Origin of the sequence: Pseudonocardia sp. Ae331_Ps2 (genome assembly GCF_001932405.1) — a bacterium.
GTDB lineage: Bacteria > Actinomycetota > Actinomycetes > Mycobacteriales > Pseudonocardiaceae > Pseudonocardia.
Genome location: NZ_MCIM01000001.1, coordinates 1,832,034 through 1,851,444, shown reverse-complemented (window position 1 = coordinate 1,851,444; position 19,411 = coordinate 1,832,034). Strand labels below are relative to the sequence as shown.

Here is a 19,411-nt window from a genome sequence, read left to right as displayed (position 1 = left end):
AGAACTGATTGGTGGTAACTACCATATTGTGGTGACACCCTGTCAGGTGTCAAGCCCGATCGGAAGTCGAACCGGGTACGATCGCACCATGGGTCTGCGGGAGATCAAGGCGGCGCGCGCCCGGCAGCGGATGATCGACGTCGCCGTGGAGCTGTTCCTCGAACAGGGCTACGACGACACGACGATGGAACAGATCGCCGAGCGTGCCGAGGTCGGCACCACGACGCTCTACCGGTACTTCCCGACCAAGGACCTGCTGCTGCTCGACCGGGTCGTGCGCGGCATGGACCTCGGGGAGCGCCTGCGGGAACGGCCCCCCGGCGAGCCGGTCGGCGAGGCGTTGACCGCGGTGCTGCGCGAGGCCGCGGCCGACTTCGATGCGCCGGACCTGCGTATACCGGAGATCCGGCAGCTGGTGGACGTGGCCCCGGTTCCCCGGGCGCGGCTCTGGGACTTCCAGCTGAGCGCGCGGACACAGCTGGAGGCCGCCCTGGCGACCCGGATGGGGCGTCCCGCGAGCGACCTCTCGGTGCGGCTCACGGCGGCGTTCGCGCTGGAGGTGCTCGTCATCAGCGACGATCTGCGCCGGTCGCGCGGCTACGCGCCGTCCGCCTCGGACTCGCTCGAAGAGGTGCTCGCCGGCCTCGCCGGGACCGAGATCGTGCTGCCCGCCATCCCGTCCGCGGTCGGGTCGGCGGCTGCGGGGGGCTCGCCTCCCCGCACCGGGTGAGCTGCTCGGTCCGGGGCGGGACGAACCACGACCGCCTCCGCCGCCCGACCCACCTGCCGTCACCGGGACGGCCACGGTCCGGGTGGTCCAACCCCGGCCATCACACCTGGACGGCCGATGCCGGCGCCCCGGCCCACAGCTCGGCGTAGCGCCCGCCCCGGGCCAGCAGCGCGGTGTGGCCCCCGCGCTCGACGATCCGGCCCTGTTCGAGCACGAGGATCTCGTCGGCGTCGCGGACGGTGGACAGCCGGTGCGCGATGACGAGCGCGGTCCGCCCGTCCAGCGCCTCGGCCAGCGCCGCCTGCACCGCGGCCTCCGACGTCGTGTCCAGGCTCGCCGTGGCCTCGTCCAGCACCACGATCCGCGGGCGTGCCAGCAGCACCCGGGCGATCGTCATCCGCTGGCGCTCCCCGCCGGAGAGCCGGTACCCCCGCTCCCCGACGACCGTCGCGAGCCCGTCGGGCAGCGACGCGACCAGGCCGTCGAGCCGGGCCCGGCGCAGCGCCGCCCACAGCTCGGCGTCCGTCGCCTCCGGTGCCCCGATCCGCAGGTTCGCCGCCACCGTGTCGTGCAGCAGGTGCCCGTCCTGGGTCACGAACCCGACCGCGCGGTGCACCGACGCCGCGGTCAGCTCCCGCACGTCGACGCCGCCGATCCGGACCGCCCCGGAGGTGACGTCGTAGAGCCGGGCGAGCAGCTGGGCGACGGTGGACTTCCCGGCCCCCGACGACCCGACGACCGCCACCATCGCCCCGGGTGCCGCGGTGAACGACACGTCGTGCAGCACCTGCTCACCGCCGCGGGTGTCGAGCGTCGCGACCTCCTCCAGCGACGCCAGCGACACCTGGTCGGCCCTCGGGTAGGCGAACGACACCCGGTCGAACTCGACGCCGACCGGCCCGTCGGGCACCGGGCGCGCGCCCGGCGCGTCGGTGATCATCGGCTCCAGGTCGAGGACCTCGAGCACCCGCTCGAAGCTCACGAGCACCGTCATGATCTCCATCCGGGCCCCGGCCAGCGCGGTCAGCGGCTGGTAGAGCCGGGTCAGCAGCAGCGCGAGCGCCACGACGTTCCCCGCGGACAGCGCCCCGGCCAGCGCGAACCCGCCCCCGACGCCGTAGACGACGGCCACGGCCAGCGACGACGCGAGCGTCAGCGCCGTCACGAACGTCCACTGCAGCATCGCCGAGCGCACCCCGATCGCGCGGACCCGGTCGGCCCGCTCGGCGAACTCCGCGGACTCCTGCTCCGGGCGGCCGAACAACGTGATCAGGGTGGCGCCGGGCGCGGAGAACCGCTCGGTCATCCGGGTGCTCATCGCCGCGTTGTGGTCCGCGGCCGCCCGTTCCAGCGCGGCCAGCCGCCGTCCCATCAGCCGGGCCGGGACCAGGAACGCCGGCAGCAGCAGCGTCACCAGCAGGGTCACCGGCCAGGAGATCACCAGCATCGCGGCGAGCGTCAGCGCCAGCACGACGACGTTGGACACCACCCCGGCGAGGGTGTCGGAGAACGCCCGCTGCGCCCCGAGGACGTCGGAGTTCAGCCGGGCCACCAGGGCGCCGGTGCGGGTGCGGGTGAAGAACGCGACCGGCATCCGTTGCACGTGGTCGAACACGGTGGTCCGCAGCTGGTGGATCAGGCTCTCGCCGAGGTTCGCCGAGTACCAGCGGGTCAGCATCGACAGCGCCGCCTCGACCAGCGCGACGGCCGCCATCAGACCGGCCAGCAGCGCGAGCACCGACAGCGGCTCGCCGCGGGTCACCGCGTCGGTGGCCCGCCCGGCGAGCAGCGGCACCGCCACCGTCAGCACCGCGGCGGCGGTGCTCACGGCGAGGAACGCCGCGATCCGCCGCCGGTGCGGCCGGGCGAAGTCCAGGATCCGGCGGGCCGTCTCCCCCGCAGGGCGGGTGCGCCTGCCAGGTTCGGTGCTCGCGGTGCGCAGGGCCGTCCAGGTGCTCGCGTCCATGGTGCGGGACGCTATGATCTGAAGCTGACTTCAGGCCAAGAGTCGGCCGTCAGGCGGTCGCGAGCTCGGGCTCCTCGTTCAGGTCCGGCAGCGTCCACGGCCGCGCGACGGCGACCAGCGCGATCCCGGCGAGCGCGATCGCGCCGAACATCGCGGTGCCCATCGCGGCCGCGTCGTTGCCGAGCAGCCCGACGACCGGGGACGTCGCCGCGCCGATCCCGAACTGCAGCGACCCCAGCAGTGCCGACGCCGTCCCGGCGGACTCGCCGTGCCGGGCCAGCGCCAGCGCGGGCGCGTTCGGCAGGACGAAGCCGCAGGCCAGCAGCAGTGCCCACACGCCGGCGAGCACGGCGGGCAGCCCGCCGGTGCCGGTCGCGGTGAGCACGGCCAGCACGAGCCCGACGAGCACCCCGGCGGCGACGGCGATCGACATCACCCGGCGGGGCTCGACCCGGCGCAGCACCACCGGGTTGAGCTGGGTGCCGACGACCAGCCAGATCGCACCGGCGCCGAAGGCGATGCCGAACGTCTGCTGGTCCATCCCGAACTGCTGCTGGTAGACGTACGCGGCGCCGGAGACGTAGCTGAACAGCGCGCCCATCGCGAGCCCGGCGACGAGCACCAGCCCGACGAAGGTCCGGTCGCGCAGCAGCCCGCCGTAGGTCGCCACGGTGGCGCCGAACCGGGCCGACCGGCGTCGGGAGACGGGGAGGGTCTCGGGCAGCCCCGAGGTGACCACGGCCAGCATGACCAGGCCGTAGCCGGCCAGGAACAGGAACACCCCGCGCCAGGAGACCCAGTTGAGCAGGGCCGCGCCGAGGGTCGGGGCGAGCACCGGGAAGGCGCCCATCACCAGGATCAGCCGCGAGAGCATGGTCGCCGCGGCCCGGCCGGTGAACAGGTCGCGCACCACGGCGAGGCCGATCACCGCGCCGGCCGAGGCGCCGACGCCCTGCAGGACCCGCAGCACCGCCAGCACCTCGATGCTCGGGGCGAGGGCGACCAGCGCCGAGGCCAGCACGTGCACGGCGGTGCCGGCAAGCAGGAGCCTGCGGCGGCCGTAGGCGTCGGACAGCGGGCCGATCACCAGCTGGCCGAGCGCCAGCCCGGCGAGCGTGCCGGTCAGCGTCAGCTGCACGACCGGCTCGGACGCGACGAGGTCGCGCCCGACGTCGGGCAGTGCGGGCAGGTAGGTGTCGATCGTGAGCGGGCCGAGTGCGATCAACGCACCCAGGATCAGCGCGATCCGTAACCGGCTCGGCGCCGTGACTGCGGTCGTGGTCACCGGTGTGTCCCCCCTCGTGTGGCCGCACGGTGCAACCTCGCGAGGGGTGACGCCGATTCCGCCCGGGCGTCACCGGGCGGGTGAGCGCGCTCACACGTCGATCACCGGGTGGCGGGCTCCAGCCGGACCTGGACCCACTTCGACGTCGGGCACCGCGACGACTCCGCGTAGGACTCCAGCGGGATCAGCGGGTTCGTCTCCGGGTAGTACGCGGCGATGCAGCCCTTCGGCGTCGAGTAGGACACCAGCCGGAAGTCGTCCGCGCGCCGCTCGCTGCCGTCGGTCCACTCGCTGACCAGGTTCACCCGGTCACCGTCGGCGAAGCCCAGCTCGCGCAGGTCGGCGTCGGAGATGAACACGACCCGGCGACCGGAGTGGATGCCGCGGTAGCGGTCGTCCAGGCCGTAGATCGTGGTGTTGAACTGGTCGTGGCTGCGCAGGCTCTGCAGGACCAGGCGGCCCTCGGGCAGGGTCACCACCTCCAGCGGGCTGACGGTGAACTCCGCCTTGCCCGACGCCGTCGGGAAGGTGCGGCTGTCCCGGGGCGGGTGGGGGAGGGTGAACCCGCCGGAGCGGGCGACCTTCTCGGTGTAGGCCTCGCAGCCCGGGACGACCCGGCCGATCCGGTCGCGGATGCGGTCGTAGTCGGCGGCGAAGTCGGCCCACGGGACGAGGTGGTCCGCGCCGAGGGTGGCCCGCGCGATCCCGCACAGGATGTCGACCTCGGACCGCAGCAGCTCACCGGCTGGCTCCGAGCGGCCGTGCGAGGCGTGCACCGCCGACATCGAGTCCTCGACGGTGACCCGCTGCGCCCGGCCGCCGGTCAGGTCCTTCTCGGTGCGGCCGAGGGTGGGCAGGATCAGCGCGTCGGTCCCGGCGACGACGTGCGACCGGTTCAGCTTGGTGGAGATCTGCACGGTCAGCGCGCAGCGCTCCAGCGCGGGCTCGGTGACGCCGGTGTCCGACATCGCCTGGGAGAAGTTGCCGCCCAGCCCGACGAAGACGCTCGCCCGCCCGTCCGCCATCGCCTGCACCGCGGCGACCGAGTCGTAGCCGTGCTCGCGGGGCGGCTCGAAGCCGAACTCGTCGCGGATCGCGTCGAGGAAGCTGTCCGCGACCCGTTCCCAGATGCCCATCGTGCGGTCGCCCTGCACGTTGGAGTGGCCGCGGACCGGGCACAGGCCCGCGCCCGGCTTGCCGATCATGCCCTGGAGCAGGGCGACGTTCACCAACTCCTTGATGGTGGCCACGGCGTTGCGGTGCTGGGTGATGCCCATGGCCCAGCAGTTCACGATCCGCTTCGAGGTCGCGAGCATCTCCGCGGCCTTCTCGATCTCGCCCCAGGTGAGCCCGGTCGCGGCGACGACGGCGTCGCGGTCCAGGTCCTTCACGTGCGCGGCGTAGGCCTCGAAGCCGTGGGTGTGGCGCTCGATGAAGTCGCGGTCCAGCACGCTGCCCGGGTTGCGGTCCTCGGCGGCGAGGAGCAGGTGCCCGAACGCCTGCCACAGCGCGAGGTCGCCGCCCGAGCGGATCTGCAGGAACTCGTCGGCCAGGTGGGTGCCGATGCCGCTCATGCCCCGCACGGTCTGCGGGTTGTCGAACTTGAACAGCCCGGCCTCGGGCAGCGGGTTGACGGCGAGGATCCGCGCGCCGTTCTTCTTGGCGATCTCCAGTGCCGAGAGCATGCGCGGGTGGTTGGTGCCCGGGTTCTGCCCGGAGATGACGATCAGGTCGGCGTCGTGCAGGTCCTGCAGCGAGACCGAGCCCTTCCCGATGCCGATCGCCTCGGCCAGCCCGACCGAGGTCGACTCGTGGCACATGTTCGAGCAGTCGGGCAGGTTGTTCGTGCCGTAGGCACGGGCGAACAGCTGGTAGACGAACGCGGCCTCGTTCGAGGCCCGGCCGGAGGTGTAGAACAGCGCCTCGTCCGGGCTCGACAGGCCGCGCAGGTGCGTCCCCACCAGGTCGAACGCGTCGTCCCACGAGATGGGCTCGTAGTGCGTGCCGCCGGCCCGGCGGACCATCGGATGGGTCAGCCTGCCCTGGCTCTCCAGCCAGTGCGCGCTGCGCTCCCGCAGGTCGGCGATGGAGTGCTCGGCGAAGAACTCCGGGGTGACGCGACGGTTGTCGCCCTCCCAGGCCACGGCCTTCGCGCCGTTCTCGCAGAACTCGGCGGTGTGCCGCTCGCCGGGAGCCGGGTCCGGCCAGGCGCAGCTCATGCAGTCGAAGCCGTCGACCTGGTTCATCGTGAGCAGGTTCTTGGCGGACTTCACGACGCCCTGTTCGGCGAGGGAGCGCTTCATGGAGATGGCAACGGCCTTCGCCCCGGCGGCGGAGGTCTTCCGCTCCGAGACGCGCAGATCGGACTCCTCGGTGTCGACCGGGGGGTGGATCGGGGCGCTGTTGACCGGGGTGGGGGACACGGGCACCTCATCTGGAACACAACGACGGCGGAACGGGCCAGATTACCCACGGAGGCGGGGCAGGGAAACGATGCTGCCCCGCCGTGGGACGTGACGACCAGCCGGTCCGCGGATGCGCGGGAAAGGTCAGGGCCGCGCCGCGGCCGCGGCGCGGCGGTGGCTCCCCGCCACCTGCCGGGTGGCGACGCTGATCCGGTTCCAGGCGTTGATGGTCGCGACGGAGAGGACCAGCTGGGTCAGGGCCTTCTCGTCGAAGACGGCGGCGGCCTCGTCCCACACCGGGTCCGGCACGGCGTCGGTGCGGTCGGCGAGCCGGGTGAGCTCCTCGGTCAGGGCGAGCGCGGCGCGCTCGGCCCTGCTGAACCACGGGGCCTCCCGCCAGGCGGCGACGGAGAGCAGGCGCTCCACGCTCTCCCCGGCGTCGAGCGCGTCGTGGGAGTGCATGTCCACGCAGAACCCGCAGCCGTTGACCTGCGAGGCGCGCAGCCGCACGAGCTCCTGCAGGGCGCGGGGGAGGACGGTGTCGTCGCGGGTGGAGGACTCCAGCGCGAGCAGCGCGCGGTAGCCGTCCGGGACGTGGCGGTAGGGCCGGGTGATGCGCGGTTCCATGAGGGTCTCCTCCGGGTGGGTGGTGGCCGTGGCCGGTGCGGTCACGGTGCGAGTGCGGCCCGGACGCGCTGCGGCGCCTCCGGGGTGGTGCGGACGCCGTCCGCGGCGACGTCGGCGAGCGAGCGGCCGGCCAGCTCCCGGCGCCAGGCCAGCTCGGCCGAGCGCATGGACAGCGAGATCGCGCAGTGGCCGGAGTAGTCGAGCGCCGGGTCGCCGCCCGGTGCCGCTCCGAGGATCGAGGTGCAGCGGAACGCGTCCTCCGGTCCCTCGACCGCGACGACGACGTCGAGCAGTGACACCTGCTCCGTCGGTCGGGCGAGCCGGAAGCCGCCGCGCGGGCCCGGGACGGACTCGCAGATCCCGGCCCGGACCAGCGTCTGCAGCTGCTTGTTCAGGTACGCGGCCGGGAGGTCGTAGAACCCGGCGAGCCGGGCGCCGGGCACCGCGTCGCCGACCCAGGCCAGGTTCAGGCAGCAGTGCAGCGCCCATTCGACGCCCTGTCCCATCCGCATGATCTGGACACTACACATCCTGGATATGAGATGTCCAGGAATCGACGTGATCATGGTCTCGGCGAGTGTGTCCGACAGATGACGGCAAACGCATCGATGTAAGCGGTCAGTTACAGGTACCGCCCGAACCTGGAAATCGGGTGCACCGGTCTTTCACTGTCGGTCCGTACGAAAGCCCCCCGAAGGAAGGAACCACCATGGACAAGCGTCGTATCGCCGGTCTGGCCGCTGCTGCCGTCGCCGCCCCGCTGCTGATGCTGGGTCTCACCGGCACCGCCAGCGCGGCCGAGATCACCCCGATCGCCGAGGTCGTCGACAGCACCGTCGCCGACCTGTCGTCGACCCTCGGCGCGGTCCTCGACGCCCTGGGCCTCGCGGCCTGACCCAGGCCCGACGACGGACGGCCGGCCCCGGGTCACCGGGGCCGGCCGTCGTCGTGTCGGGTCGGGGGCGGGTCAGCCCGCCTCGACCTGCTCGGTCAGCGGCTCGGCCGGTCGCCCGGGGGCCGGGGCCCAGGCCTCGTCGTCCAGCATCGGGCAGGCCAGCCACTCGTCCGGGATGCCGAAGCCGTCGACCAGCGTGCGGGCGTACGGCCGCAGCTCCTGGCACAGGCCGTTGACCAGCGGCCGGATCGAGCGCGACTCGGCGGCGGTGAGCCGCCCGGTCTCCAGGTACCAGGCGCGCTCGCGGTCGATCACGCTCAGCACGTGCAGGTCGTAGACCCGCTCCAGCAGCGCCCGCACCGCCGGGTCGTCGATCGTGGCGAGCTTGTCGGCGAAGGAGCGCTCGACGAGGGTGTCCACGTGCGCCCGCGCGGCGACGAGCAGCAGGTCCTGCGCGGAGTTGAAGACGGTGAACTCGTCGTTGCCCTTGCGCATCGCGGGGGCGAGGTTGCGGATCGCGGCGGCCAGGGTGTCCGCGCGGCGGATCTCCAACAGCTCCCGGCGGCGCCTGCGGTCGGTCAGGTCGATCCCGCGGAACGGGATCCGCCGGGTCAGCGACGCGGCGCCGGTCCGCTCGGCGAGCACCCCGGCGAGCTGACGCCCGAGCAGCGGCGCGATCTCGAGAGGGTTGCCCTTCTTGATCGTGCGGCCGTAGTCCGACAGCAGCTCCTTGGCCAGCAGCTGCAGCAGGACCGTGTTGTCGCCCTCGAAGGTGGTGAACACGTCGGTGTCCGCCTTGAGCGCGGGCAGCAGGTTCTCCTCCAGGTAGCCCGCGCCGCCGCAGGCCTCGCGGCAGGTCTGGATGGTGTGCGTGGCGTGCCAGGTGGCGATCGCCTTGATGCCCGCCGCGGACTGCTCCAGGGTGCGCTGCTCGCGCGCGCCGACCGGGCCCGCACCGGGTGCCTGGATGTCGTGCATCCGCTTCACCAGGTCGTCCTGGGTGAAGTGCAGCGCGTACGTGGTCGCCAGCGCGGGCAGCAGCTTCTGCTGGTGGGCCAGGTAGTCGAGGACGGCGATCTCCTCGCCGGTCGCCGGGTCGGCGAACTGGCGGCGGCGCTCGCCGAAGCGCACGGCCAGGGCGAGCGCCTTCTGCGCGGCCCCGCCGGCACCGCCGGCGACCGAGATCCGGCCGCGGACCAGCGTGCCGAGCATGGTGAAGAAGCGGGCGGTCTCGTTCTCGATCGACGACGAGTACGTCCCGTCCGGGGCGACGTCGGCGAAGCGGTTGAGCAGGTTCTCGCGCGGGATGCGCACGTGGTCGAAGGTCAGCCGCCCGTTGTCGACGCCGTTCAGGCCGGCCTTGCGCCCGTCGTCGCCGATGGTCACGCCGGGCAGGGCGTTGCCGTCGGAGTCGCGCAGCGGCACGAGGAAGGCGTGCACGCCGGGCTTCTCGTCGCCGGTGACCAGCTGGGCGAACACCACGGCCATCCGGCCGTCGCGCGCGGCGTTGCCGATGTACTCCTTGCGTGCCTGCGGGTACGGGGTGTGGACGACGAACTCGCCCGCCGCGGCGTCGTAGGTGGCCGTGGTGTGCAGGTGCTGCACGTCCGAGCCGTGGCCGGACTCGGTCATCGCGAAGCAGCCGAGCAGCTCCCCGTCGATGATCTTGCGGAGGTACTGCTCGTGGTGGCGCTCGGTGCCGAGTACCTGGACCGCGCCGCCGAACAGTCCCCACTGGACACCGGCCTTGACCAGCAGCGACAGGTCGCCGTAGGCCAGCATGGCGAACGCGGTGACCACGCCGCCGACGTCGCCCTCGCCGCCGACGGACGGGTCGAAGCCGGTGTGTGGGCGGCCGGAGGAGGTCAGGAACTTGAGCGAGTCGGTGATGCGCCCGCGGTAGTCGGCCGAGGACAGGTCGGGGTCCGCGCGCATGTCGGCGTTGGCCGCGAGCTGCTCGCGGGTCTGCTGCCGGACGTGCGCCCACCGTCCGTCGACGACCGTGCGGAGGGTCTCCGCGGGGATCCGGTCGGGCGTGGGCAGGGTGCTGGTCTGGGCGTTCACGGGTGAACCTCCTGCACGTGCGATGCCAGGCCGGAGAGTCCGGACCAGGCCAGGTCGGTGAGATGGGTGGCGAGCTGCTCGCGCGGGGTGCCGTCGGGGCGGGCGAGCCAGTCGTCGGCGGCGCCGCGCACCAGTCCGACGATCGCGTGGCCCCAGATGCGGGCCGCGGCCCGCCGGTCGGTCTCCCCGGGGGCCGGGTCGCCGAGGTGGCCGGCGATGACCGCGGCCACCTCGTCCCCGATCACGGTCACGAGGTCGTTGACCGGGTCGTGCCCGCCGTCGGTGGCGGGGCTGCGGCGTGCGGTTCCCTGGGTGAGCAGCGGGCGCTGTACCACGAACCGGTACAGCTCCGGGTCGATCTCGATGAGTCTCAGGTAGGCGTCGATGCCGGCGGCGACGGCGGCGCGCGGCCCACGGCCGGAGTCGGCCAGGGCCGCGGCGGTGGCCCGGCGGACCTCGGCGAGCAGGACCCCGGCCACCGACTCGCAGATCGCGGTGTAGAGGCCGGTCCGGTCGCCGAAGTGCCGGTAGATCACGGTCTTGCTGGTGGCGGCGGACGCGGCGATCTCGTCCATCCCGATGCCGGCGCCGTGCCGGCGGATGGCACCGATCGCAGAGCCCACGAGTGCGGCCCGCCGCTGCTCGCGGTGGGCGTCCCATCGGCTGTCGCGCTTGTCCCGTCCGGCCTTCACGAAACCCATAGTACCGTGTACCTTGAGTACCGGCTACCCCGTGGTAACGACGAACCACGACCCGATGCTCCGCCCACCGGGGCCCGCGCGCAGCGTGGTCACCCCGATCGGGTGGGGCGGGACCCGAACCCAGGAGGGACGATCCCCATGCCAGCCAGCACCCGGCGCGCCGCCGTCATCGGTGGCAACCGCATCCCGTTCGCGCGGGCCAACGGTGCCTACGCCGGCGCCTCGAACCTCGACATGCTCACCACGACGCTCGACGGTCTGGTGGCCCGCTTCGGGCTGGCCGGCGAGCGCCTGGGTGAGGTCGTGGCCGGCGCCGTGCTCAAGCACTCCCGCGACTTCAACCTGACCCGCGAGGCGGTCCTCGGCTCCCGGCTGAGCCCCGCCACCGCGGCCTACGACGTGCAGCAGGCCTGCGGCACCGGTCTGGAGGCGACCATCGCCGTCGCCAACAAGATCGCGCTCGGCCAGATCGAGTCCGGTGTCGCCGGTGGCGTGGACACCGCGTCCGACGCGCCGATCGCCGTGAACGACGACCTGCGGCGCGTGCTGGTCAAGCTCAACGCGGCGAAGACCACGGTGGACCGGCTCAAGCTGGTGGGGCAGCTGCGCCCGGGGCAGATCGTGCCGGACATCCCGGAGAACTCCGAGCCGCGCACCGGCCTGTCGATGGGCGAGCACGCCGCGCGCACCGCCCTGGAGTGGGGCATCGGCCGCACCGAGCAGGACGAGCTCACCGTGCGCAGCCACCACAACCTGGCCGCCGCTTACGACCGCGGCTTCTTCGACGACCTGGTCACGCCGTACCTGAAGCTGACCCGGGACAACAACCTGCGCGCCGACTCCTCGGTGGAGAAGCTCGCGAAGCTCAAGCCGGTCTTCGGCAAGGGCCCCGACGCCACGATGACCGCGGGCAACTCGACCCCGCTCACCGACGGTGCCGCCCTGGTCCTGCTCGGCTCCGACGAGTGGGCCGCCGAGCACAGGCTGCCGGTGCTGGCGCACGTCGTGGACGCCGAGACCGCGGGCGTCGACTACGTCCACGGCCCGGACGGGCTGCTCACCGCGCCGGTGTTCGCCGTGCCGCGGCTGCTGGAGCGCAACGGGCTGTCCCTGCAGGACTTCGACCTGTACGAGATCCACGAGGCCTTCGCCTCGGTCGTCCTCGTGCAGCGCAAGGCCTGGGAGGACCCCCGCTTCTGCAAGGAGCGCCTGGGCCTCGACGCGCCGCTGGGCGCGATCGACGACGACAAGCTCAACGTCGCGGGCTCCTCGCTCGCCGCGGGGCACCCGTTCGCCGCGACCGGCGGCCGGATCGTCGCGACCCTGGCCAAGCTCCTGCGGGAGAAGGCCGACACCGAGAAGAAGAACCAGCGCGGCCTGATCTCGATCTGCGCCGCCGGCGGCCAGGGCGTCGTCGCGATCCTGGAGGCAACGGCATGAGCGACCTGCTCGCGACCCTGTCCAACACCCCGATCGCCAAGCAGCTCGGGCTGCCCACGGTGCCGACGCTGCGCCGGCACCGCCCCGGGGACCCGCTGCTGGCCGGCCCGGTGCTCGTCGCGGCCGTCGGCGAGGGCCGGTTCGCCAAGGCGCTCACCGCGTTCGTCGAGAGCCACGGTGTCCCCGCGCTCGCGGCGGCCGGCGAGGACCGGCTGTACGGGGTCGTCCTGGACCTGTCCGGTGCCACGACGCTGGCCGACCTCGCCGCCGCCCAGCAGATCCTCACCCCCGCGGTGAAGAAGCTCGGCCCGTCGGGCCGGGTGCTGCTGATCGGTGCCGAGCCGGGCGAGGCGTCCGGTGCGGAGGCGGCCGCCGTCGCCCAGGCGCTCGACGGCCTGGTCCGCTCGATCGGCAAGGAGCTGCGCTTCGGCGCGACGGCGAACCTGCTCGTCGTGGCCTCCGACGTGACCCCGGCCGCGATCGACTCGTCGGTCCGGTTCTTCCTGTCGGCCCGCTCCGCCTACGTCGACGGCCAGGTCGCGCACGTCGCGGCGCCGGTCGGGACCCCGCAGGAGCCGGCCGAGGTCGACGACCCGCGTGCCGAGGAGCAGCCGCTCGCCGGGCGCATCGCGGTGGTCACCGGCGCGGCACGCGGCATCGGCGCGGCCATCGCCGACACCCTGGCCCGCGACGGCGCGACGATCGTCGCCGTCGACATCCCGGCGGCCGGTGAGGGACTGGCCCGCACCGCGAACCGCACCGGCGGCACCGCGCTGCAGCTGGACATCACCGCCCCCGACGCGGCCGACCGGCTGCTCGGCCACCTCGCCGACCGGCACGACGGCGTCGACATCGTGGTGCACAACGCGGGCATCACCCGCGACAAGCTGCTCGCGAACATGACCGCCGACCGCTGGAACTCGGTGCTCGCGGTCAACCTGGGCGCCCAGCTGACGATCAACGAGGCGCTGCTGGCCGAGGGCTCCCCGCTGCACGAGTCGGGCCGCGTGGTCTGCGTGTCCTCGCAGTCGGGCATCGCGGGCAACCGCGGCCAGACCAACTACGCCGCCTCCAAGGCCGGTGTGATCGGCATGGTCCGGGCGCTCGCCCCGCGCTTCGCCGAGCGCGGCGCGACGATCAACGCCGTCGCACCCGGGTTCATCGAGACCGACATGACCGCGAAGATGCCCGTCGCCACCCGCGAGGGCGGCCGCCGGATCAACTCCCTCAAGCAGGGCGGGCTGCCGGTGGACGTCGCCGAGGCCATCGGCTGGTTCGGCCGCGCCGAGTCCGGCGGGCTCAACGGGCAGACCGTGCGGGTCTGCGGCCAGTCGATGCTGGGGGCCTGATGACCGTGACCGAGGATCGGAAGGTCACGGAGCTGCCCGGGCCGCCGTCGCTGGGGCAGTACTACGCCTCCGCGGCCGCCCGGGCGGCGCTCCCCGGCGGCTCCGGCCGGTCGCTGCCCGCGACCGAGCTGGTCCGCCGCGGCGTCACGGTCGAGCAGGGACACCTCGCCGACTACGCCCGGGTCTGCGGGTTCCGGGTCGGCAACGCCCTGCCGGTGACCTACCCGCACATGCTGACGTTCCCGCTGCAGGTCGTGCTGATGGCCGGCCGGTCGTTCCCGCTGCCGCTGCCCGGTCTGGTGCACATCGCCAACCGGATCACCGTGCACCGGGCGATCGCCCCGACCGAGACCCTCGACGTCCGGGTGTGGGCGCAGCGGTTCACCCGGCACCCCAAGGGGGCGCAGGTCGACCTGGTCGGTGAGGTCTCCGCGGACGGGGAGACCGTCTGGTCCGGCCGCAGCACCTATCTGGCCCGCGGGGCGAAGGCCCCGGACGGCCCGGCGGGCGGCAACGACACGGCCGACACGGCCGGCACGGCGGACATCGCCGAGCCGCCGGTGCCCACCGGGCCGGCGAACGCGCTGTGGCGGGTCCCGGGCGACATCGGACGCCGCTACGCGGCCGTCTCCGGTGACGTGAACCCGATCCACCTGCACTCGCTCACCGCGAAGGCGATGGGCTTCCCGCGGGCGATCGCGCACGGCATGTGGACCGCGGCGCACGCCGTCGCCGCGCTGGAGGGCCGGATCCCCGACGCCTGCACCTACGACGTCGTGTTCCGCAAGCCGGTGCTGCTCCCGGCGAAGGTCGAGCTCGTGACCGGGTCCGACGCCAAGGGGGCGTGGGGTCTGGCGCTGCGCAGCGCCAAGGACGCGGAAAAGCTGCACCTGGTCGGCCGCATCAGCGGGTAGACCGGAGGCATGGACGCGGGACGACGACGCGGGACGACCCGATCGGGTGGGCAGGTCTGCTCACCCGATCGGGTGGCTCTGGATCGGTCCACAGGCCGGTTCAGCAACGTCTCCCCGATGACGAACGTCTCCCCGTGTGTCCATCATTCTTCACCCGACATCCGTGAGGAGGCCATGCGATGAACGACGACATCTCGATCGAGAACGACGAGCAGCACGACGACGAGTCCCACATCGTCCGCGGACTCGACTGAGCCGGACTCGACCGGGTCACCGGAGGAGCTCCTCCCGGCGCGGTGGAACCCACCGGCGTCCGTGGACCGGCACGGGTTCGCGCAGAACCTCGATCAGGAGCTGCGCCACCCGCACACCCGGATAGTGTCGGGCCCATGCTGGTCGAGCGCATGCGCCCGTTCACCTCGACGATCTTCACCGAGATCTCCCGCCTCGCGGTCGAGACCGGTGCGATCAACCTCGGCCAGGGCTTCCCGGACACCGACGGTCCGGCATCGCTGCTCGCCGACGCGGCCGCCAACATCACCGAGCGCGGCCGCAACCAGTACCCGCCCGGTCCGGGCGTACCCGCGCTGCGCGAGGCCGTCGCGGCGCACCAGCACCGCTGGTACGGCCTCGAGGTCGACCCGGCCGACGTCGTCGTCACCACGGGTGCGACCGAGGCGATCGCCGCGACCCTGCTCGGACTCTGCGGACCCGGCGACGAGGTCGTCGCGTTCGAGCCGGCCTACGACTCCTACGCCGCGGCCGTCGCGCTGGCCGGCGCCACGCTGCGCACCGTGCCGCTGCTCCCGCCCGGGTTCGGCTTCGACGACGACGCGCTGGCCGCCGCGTTCTCCGACCGCACCCGGGTGGTGCTGGTCAACACCCCGCACAACCCGACCGGCGCGGTGCTCACCCGCGACCAGCTGACCCGGGTAGGGGAGCTCGCGGTCGCCCACGACGCGGTGGTCGTCACCGACGAGGTGTACGAGCACATGGTCTTCGACGACGCGCAGCACGTCCCGATGGCGTCGCTGCCCGGCCTCGCCGACCGCACCCTCACGATCTCCTCGGCCGGGAAGACCTTCTCGGTGACCGGCTGGAAGGTCGGCTGGGTGCACGGCCCGTCCGAGCTGGTCGCCGCCCCGCGCGCGGTCAAGCAGTTCCTCACCTTCCACGGCGGGGCGCCGTTCCAGCCGGCCGTCGCGCACGCCCTCGGCCTCGGTGACGACTTCTACACCGGCCTCGCGGCCGATCTCACCCGCAAGCGCGACCTGCTGGCCGACGGGCTGCGGGCGGCCGGGTTCGACGTGCTCACCCCGCGCGGCACCTACTTCGTGACCGCGGACCCGCGCCCGCTCGGCTACGACGACGGCGTCGACCTGGCCTGGAAGCTCCCCGGCCTGTGCGGGGTCGCGGTCGTCCCGGTGTCGGTGTTCTGCCCGTCGCCGCAGGCCGCCGCGGCGCACCGGCCGTACGTGCGGTTCGCCTTCTGCAAGCGCGACGAGGTGCTGGAGCAGGCCGCCGAGCGGCTCGCGGGGCTCCGGCCGTGAGCGCCGCCGTCTCCGGCGGTGAGCTGCCCGCTCGGCCGGTCAGCGACCCGCCCGCACCGCCCGCTTCACGCTGAGGACCAGCAGCGCCGACAGCGCCGTCCACACCACGACCGACTGCACCGACAGGATCGGCAGCGCCACCACCGGCGCCAGTGTGTAGGCCAGCGTGATCCGCAGGGCCGCCTCCAGCGCCATGACCAGGGCGCCGGCCCCCGTCGCGCGGCGCAGCGTCCGGCGGAACACCGGGTTGGCGTCCCACTGGCGCTCCATCAGCGCGGGCAGGTCGGGGCGCTGGGCGCCGCCGAAGAACCGGCACACGTGGAACATCAGCGGGCGACGCCCGACCACCAGCGACCCGGCGAGCAGGAGTCCGAACGCGACGCTCTGGATCGCGTCGCGGGCGACGGCGAACCGGGCGTCGCCGCTGAGCAGCGACGTCACCAGCCCGGCCGCGATGGTGATTAGCACGATCACCCCGACCGGGTTGAGCCGGCGGTGCCGCACCGCCTGCACCAGGACGTTCAGCGCGGGCGGCAGCGCGGACCAGGCCAGCGCGGCGACGTCGGACATGCCCTGTCCGGTCAGCACCACGTAGACCAGGTACGGCAGCCCCGCGTCCACCAGCAGCGAGATCGCCGTCTGCCGCAGCACGGTGCCACGGCCCGCGGCGGGCGCAGGCGCGGTCGGGGGAGTGGTCGTGGTCATCGGATGGCTCCTGCCGTCGCGGGGGTCGGACCTCTCCGACACTCCCGCGCGAGGGCCCCCGCCGGATCCACCCCGGGATCGACCCCGGGTGGAGATCCGGGCTCCACCTCGCCGCCCGGACACGACGACGCCCCCGTCCCCGTCGCGGTGCGACGGTGGCGGGGGCGGTCGACGTGCCTGGGCCGCCGCGGAGGGCGACCGGCGGGTCAGACGCGGGCGGTCCGCTGCGCGGCGCCCGGCCACATGCGGGCACCGACGGCGCCACCGATCGCCGCGGCGACGGCCGAGACGCCCATCGCCAGGACCGACCAGCCCGCGGCCTCACGGGCGAGGCCGACGACACCCGCGCCACCCGCGCCGAGGCCGGGGAACGCCGAACCGGCGTAGCCGGCGAGCGCGCCGCCCCCGGCCAGGGCCAGCCCGACCAGCAGCATCGTGGTCAGGACCCAGACGGCCAGGGCGTTGACCACGCCGTCGGCCGGGTTGTCCCAGACCGTCGACGAGCCGGTCGCCATCCCGCCGAGGAAGAACGCGAGCAGGCCGATCACCACCGAGACCACGGCCGCCGTCGTCGTGCCGGGGGCGCCACCGATGGTGAGCCAGCCGAAGGCGAAGAACAGCAGCTGCAGGACGATGTTGACCGCGAACGTGGTCAGCGCGCCGATCCACACCGCGCCCCAGCGGATGCGGTCCAGCCGCGGGCCGCCGGCGATCGGGACACCGCCCGCGTGGTGGACACCGCCCGTACGGGGGTCCACGGTCGAGTGCTCGTGCCGGTGCTCGGTGTGCAGGGTGTCGGTGTGCGCGGGGTCGGCGTGCCCGGGGGCGACCGCGCCCGCGTGCTCCGCCGGTCCGCCCGCGGTCCTGCCGTACGTGCTGGTCATCCGGTGTTCCCCTCTGTGTGACGACCCGGCGCGAGCCGGGCCGTCGGTGACGTGCGTCCTACCCGGAGCCAGTACCCGTGAGGTGCGGGCCACAACGTCGGCCCGGCGGGAGCACGCGATCGGGGAGGGGATGTCGCATGTTCGGCCCAGTGGGAGGAGTGCGGAGGGTGGGCGGCCATCCTGTTGCGCAGCACCGTGGTGGCGGGCGTCCTCCCGTCTCCGGCGACCGGGCTCACTCGATCGGCCTAGACTCGCCGCATGGATGCGCAGCGACCCGCGACGCGGCCGGGCCGCCAGGTCGTCGGCCTGCCGGTACGAGCGCTGCTGGCCCTCGTCGTGGCGTCGGCGAACGTCATCGGCGCGGCCGTGGTGCTGGTCATCGCGGCCTTCGTGCTGCCCCGGGAACAGCTGCTCGACGCCGTCGAGATCCGGCTGGTCAACCTCGTCGTGCTCGCGATCTACCTGCTCGTCGCGGTCCCGGTCGGGATCTGGTTCGGCCGCCGGAAGCTGACCGTGCGTCGCTCCTCGCGGGACCCCCAGGCCGACGAGCGGCAGCTGGTGCTGCGGGCACCCGCCCGCATCTCGTCGATGGTCGCCCTGCTGTGGGTGGTCGGCGCGGTCCTGTTCTGCTTCCTCAACCTGCGCTACTCCGGGCGGCTGGGCTTCTCGGTCACCGCCACCGTGCTGATCGGCGGCGTGACCACCTCGGCCCTGTCCTACCTGCTGGTCGAGCGGATCCTGCGCCGCGCCGCGGCCCGAGTGCTGTCCGGGCGGCCGCCGAAGCGGCGTCGCCTGATCACCGGGGTCATGCTGCGCTCGGTCGGGTTCTGGGCGCTCGGCACCGCGGTCCCGATCTCCGGGATCATGCTGGCAGGGCTCGTCGCCCTGGTGTTCGGGGACTCCTCGCCCACCCAGCTCGCGGTCACCATGCTCGCGCTGGGGGGCACGGCGATCGGGGTCGGACTGATCACGACGCTCGGGGCCGCCCGCGCCATCGCCGACCCGGTGCTGGCCGTGCGCCGTGCACTGGCCCGTGTGCAGGACGGTGATCTCGACGTGAGCCTGCCCGTCTACGACAACACCGAGCTCGGGCAGCTCCAGGCCGGGACGAACAGCATGGTCGAGGGGCTGCGCGAGCGGGAGCGGATCCGTGACCTGTTCGGCCGCCACGTCGGCCGCGACGTCGCCGAGGCCGCGTCGGCGCGCGGTGACGGCATCCGGCTCGGCGGCGAGGTGCGGCCAGTCGCGGTGCTGTTCGTCGATCTCGTCGGTTCGACGACGATGGCCGCCCGCCGACCGCCGGAGGAGGTCGTGGCGGTGCTGAACCGCTTCTTCGGGGTGGTCGTCGAGTGCGTCGAGCAGGCCGGCGGGTGGATCAACAAGTTCGAGGGCGACGCCGCGCTCGCCGTGTTCGGCGCCCCGCTCGACCTCGACGACGCCCCCGGCGCCGCGCTCAGCGCCGCCCGCTGCCTGGGCGCCCGCCTCGCCGAGGAGATGCCTGAGATCGAGGCCGGCATCGGTGTCTCCGCGGGCGACGCGGTGGCCGGCAACATCGGCGACCCGCGCCGTTTCGAGTACACCGTGATCGGCGACCCGGTGAACGAGGCGGCGCGGCTCACCGAGCTGGCGAAGTCGGTGCCGGGGCGGGTCGTCGCGGCCGCCCGGGCCGTCGACGCCGCCGGGAGCGAGGCCGCGCGGTGGCGGGCATCGGAGTCGGTGACGCTGCGCGGGCGGGACGAGCCGACCGGGATCTGGGTCCCGGCCGGGCACGATCGGGACGCCGCGGACGGCACAGACAGCGCGGACGGCAAAGACAGCGCGGAAGCCACGGACCCCGCCGACGTCGTCGGGTCCGCGGAGAACGGTCGTAGGTGACGACGGGGGTGTCCTCGGGCA

The 19,411-nt window shown here is 73.5% G+C and carries 16 protein-coding genes; 7 read left to right on the top strand and 9 right to left on the bottom strand.

Features of this window, described 5'->3' with window-relative positions; translation table 11 throughout:
* The first annotated feature begins 88 nt into the window (after positions 1-88).
* On the top strand, positions 89-730 hold the full coding sequence (locus Ae331Ps2_RS31870) for a TetR/AcrR family transcriptional regulator (RefSeq protein WP_020622308.1): 642 nt from the start codon (positions 89-91) through the stop codon (positions 728-730).
* A 100-nt stretch (positions 731-830) separates the two neighbouring features.
* Here Ae331Ps2_RS31870 and Ae331Ps2_RS08745 read toward each other — a convergent pair whose 3' ends face one another.
* From Ae331Ps2_RS08745 to Ae331Ps2_RS08725, 5 genes are all read right to left on the bottom strand, one after another.
* Complete coding sequence (locus tag Ae331Ps2_RS08745; protein ID WP_075309591.1) at positions 831-2,696, bottom strand: ABC transporter ATP-binding protein; 1,866 nt, start codon at positions 2,694-2,696, stop codon at positions 831-833.
* A gap of 49 nt (positions 2,697-2,745) precedes the next feature.
* On the bottom strand, positions 2,746-3,981 hold the full coding sequence (locus Ae331Ps2_RS08740; protein ID WP_075309593.1) for a multidrug effflux MFS transporter: 1,236 nt from the start codon (positions 3,979-3,981) through the stop codon (positions 2,746-2,748).
* Positions 3,982-4,082: 101 nt separating this feature from the next.
* On the bottom strand, positions 4,083-6,404 hold the full coding sequence (locus Ae331Ps2_RS08735) for an FdhF/YdeP family oxidoreductase (RefSeq protein ID WP_020622305.1): 2,322 nt from the start codon (positions 6,402-6,404) through the stop codon (positions 4,083-4,085).
* Between the two features lie 126 nt (positions 6,405-6,530).
* On the bottom strand, positions 6,531-7,013 hold the full coding sequence (locus tag Ae331Ps2_RS08730; protein WP_043276520.1) for a carboxymuconolactone decarboxylase family protein: 483 nt from the start codon (positions 7,011-7,013) through the stop codon (positions 6,531-6,533).
* Positions 7,014-7,054: 41 nt separating this feature from the next.
* Positions 7,055-7,525, bottom strand: a complete 471-nt coding sequence (locus Ae331Ps2_RS08725) for an Rrf2 family transcriptional regulator (RefSeq protein ID WP_075309595.1) — start codon at positions 7,523-7,525, stop codon at positions 7,055-7,057.
* Positions 7,526-7,722: 197 nt separating this feature from the next.
* Between Ae331Ps2_RS08725 and Ae331Ps2_RS08720 the strand changes: the two genes are divergently transcribed.
* Positions 7,723-7,908, top strand: a complete 186-nt coding sequence (locus Ae331Ps2_RS08720; protein ID WP_020622302.1) for a hypothetical protein — start codon at positions 7,723-7,725, stop codon at positions 7,906-7,908.
* 72 nt (positions 7,909-7,980) lie between these two features.
* Here the strand turns inward: Ae331Ps2_RS08720 and Ae331Ps2_RS08715 are convergent, their stop codons facing one another.
* Positions 7,981-9,972, bottom strand: a complete 1,992-nt coding sequence (locus Ae331Ps2_RS08715; RefSeq protein ID WP_075309597.1) for an acyl-CoA dehydrogenase — start codon at positions 9,970-9,972, stop codon at positions 7,981-7,983.
* Positions 9,969-10,673 carry a TetR family transcriptional regulator gene (locus Ae331Ps2_RS08710; protein WP_075309599.1) on the bottom strand — a complete coding sequence of 235 codons (705 nt, stop codon included), beginning with the start codon at positions 10,671-10,673 and terminating at the stop codon, positions 9,969-9,971. The genes Ae331Ps2_RS08715 and Ae331Ps2_RS08710 overlap by 4 nt, the downstream gene beginning before the upstream one ends.
* 138 nt (positions 10,674-10,811) lie before the next feature.
* Between Ae331Ps2_RS08710 and Ae331Ps2_RS08705 the strand changes: the two genes are divergently transcribed.
* From Ae331Ps2_RS08705 to Ae331Ps2_RS08690, 4 genes are all read left to right on the top strand, one after another.
* A complete protein-coding gene (locus tag Ae331Ps2_RS08705; RefSeq protein WP_075309601.1) occupies positions 10,812-12,113 on the top strand; it encodes an acetyl-CoA C-acetyltransferase in 1,302 nt (433 codons plus the stop codon).
* Complete coding sequence (locus tag Ae331Ps2_RS08700) at positions 12,110-13,462, top strand: 3-oxoacyl-ACP reductase (protein ID WP_075309603.1); 1,353 nt, start codon at positions 12,110-12,112, stop codon at positions 13,460-13,462. The genes Ae331Ps2_RS08705 and Ae331Ps2_RS08700 overlap by 4 nt, the downstream gene beginning before the upstream one ends.
* A 5-nt stretch (positions 13,463-13,467) precedes the next feature.
* Positions 13,468-14,376, top strand: a complete 909-nt coding sequence (locus tag Ae331Ps2_RS08695) for a MaoC family dehydratase (RefSeq protein WP_233147678.1) — start codon at positions 13,468-13,470, stop codon at positions 14,374-14,376.
* Positions 14,377-14,765: 389 nt separating this feature from the next.
* Positions 14,766-15,926, top strand: a complete 1,161-nt coding sequence (locus tag Ae331Ps2_RS08690; RefSeq protein WP_075309607.1) for a pyridoxal phosphate-dependent aminotransferase — start codon at positions 14,766-14,768, stop codon at positions 15,924-15,926.
* A 39-nt stretch (positions 15,927-15,965) separates the two neighbouring features.
* On the opposite strand, the gene Ae331Ps2_RS08685 is transcribed toward Ae331Ps2_RS08690, so the two are convergent.
* Both Ae331Ps2_RS08685 and Ae331Ps2_RS08680 read right to left on the bottom strand, forming a co-directional pair.
* Positions 15,966-16,631, bottom strand: a complete 666-nt coding sequence (locus Ae331Ps2_RS08685) for a VC0807 family protein (protein WP_075309609.1) — start codon at positions 16,629-16,631, stop codon at positions 15,966-15,968.
* A 206-nt stretch (positions 16,632-16,837) separates the two neighbouring features.
* Positions 16,838-17,515: a hypothetical protein gene (locus Ae331Ps2_RS08680; RefSeq protein ID WP_020622294.1), complete on the bottom strand. Its 678-nt coding sequence runs from the start codon at positions 17,513-17,515 to the stop codon at positions 16,838-16,840.
* A 258-nt stretch (positions 17,516-17,773) separates the two neighbouring features.
* Between Ae331Ps2_RS08680 and Ae331Ps2_RS08675 the strand changes: the two genes are divergently transcribed.
* Positions 17,774-19,390, top strand: coding sequence for a mononucleotidyl cyclase (locus Ae331Ps2_RS08675; protein WP_083695366.1), 1,617 nt, complete (start codon positions 17,774-17,776; stop codon positions 19,388-19,390).
* The last annotated feature ends 21 nt before the right edge of the window (positions 19,391-19,411 follow it).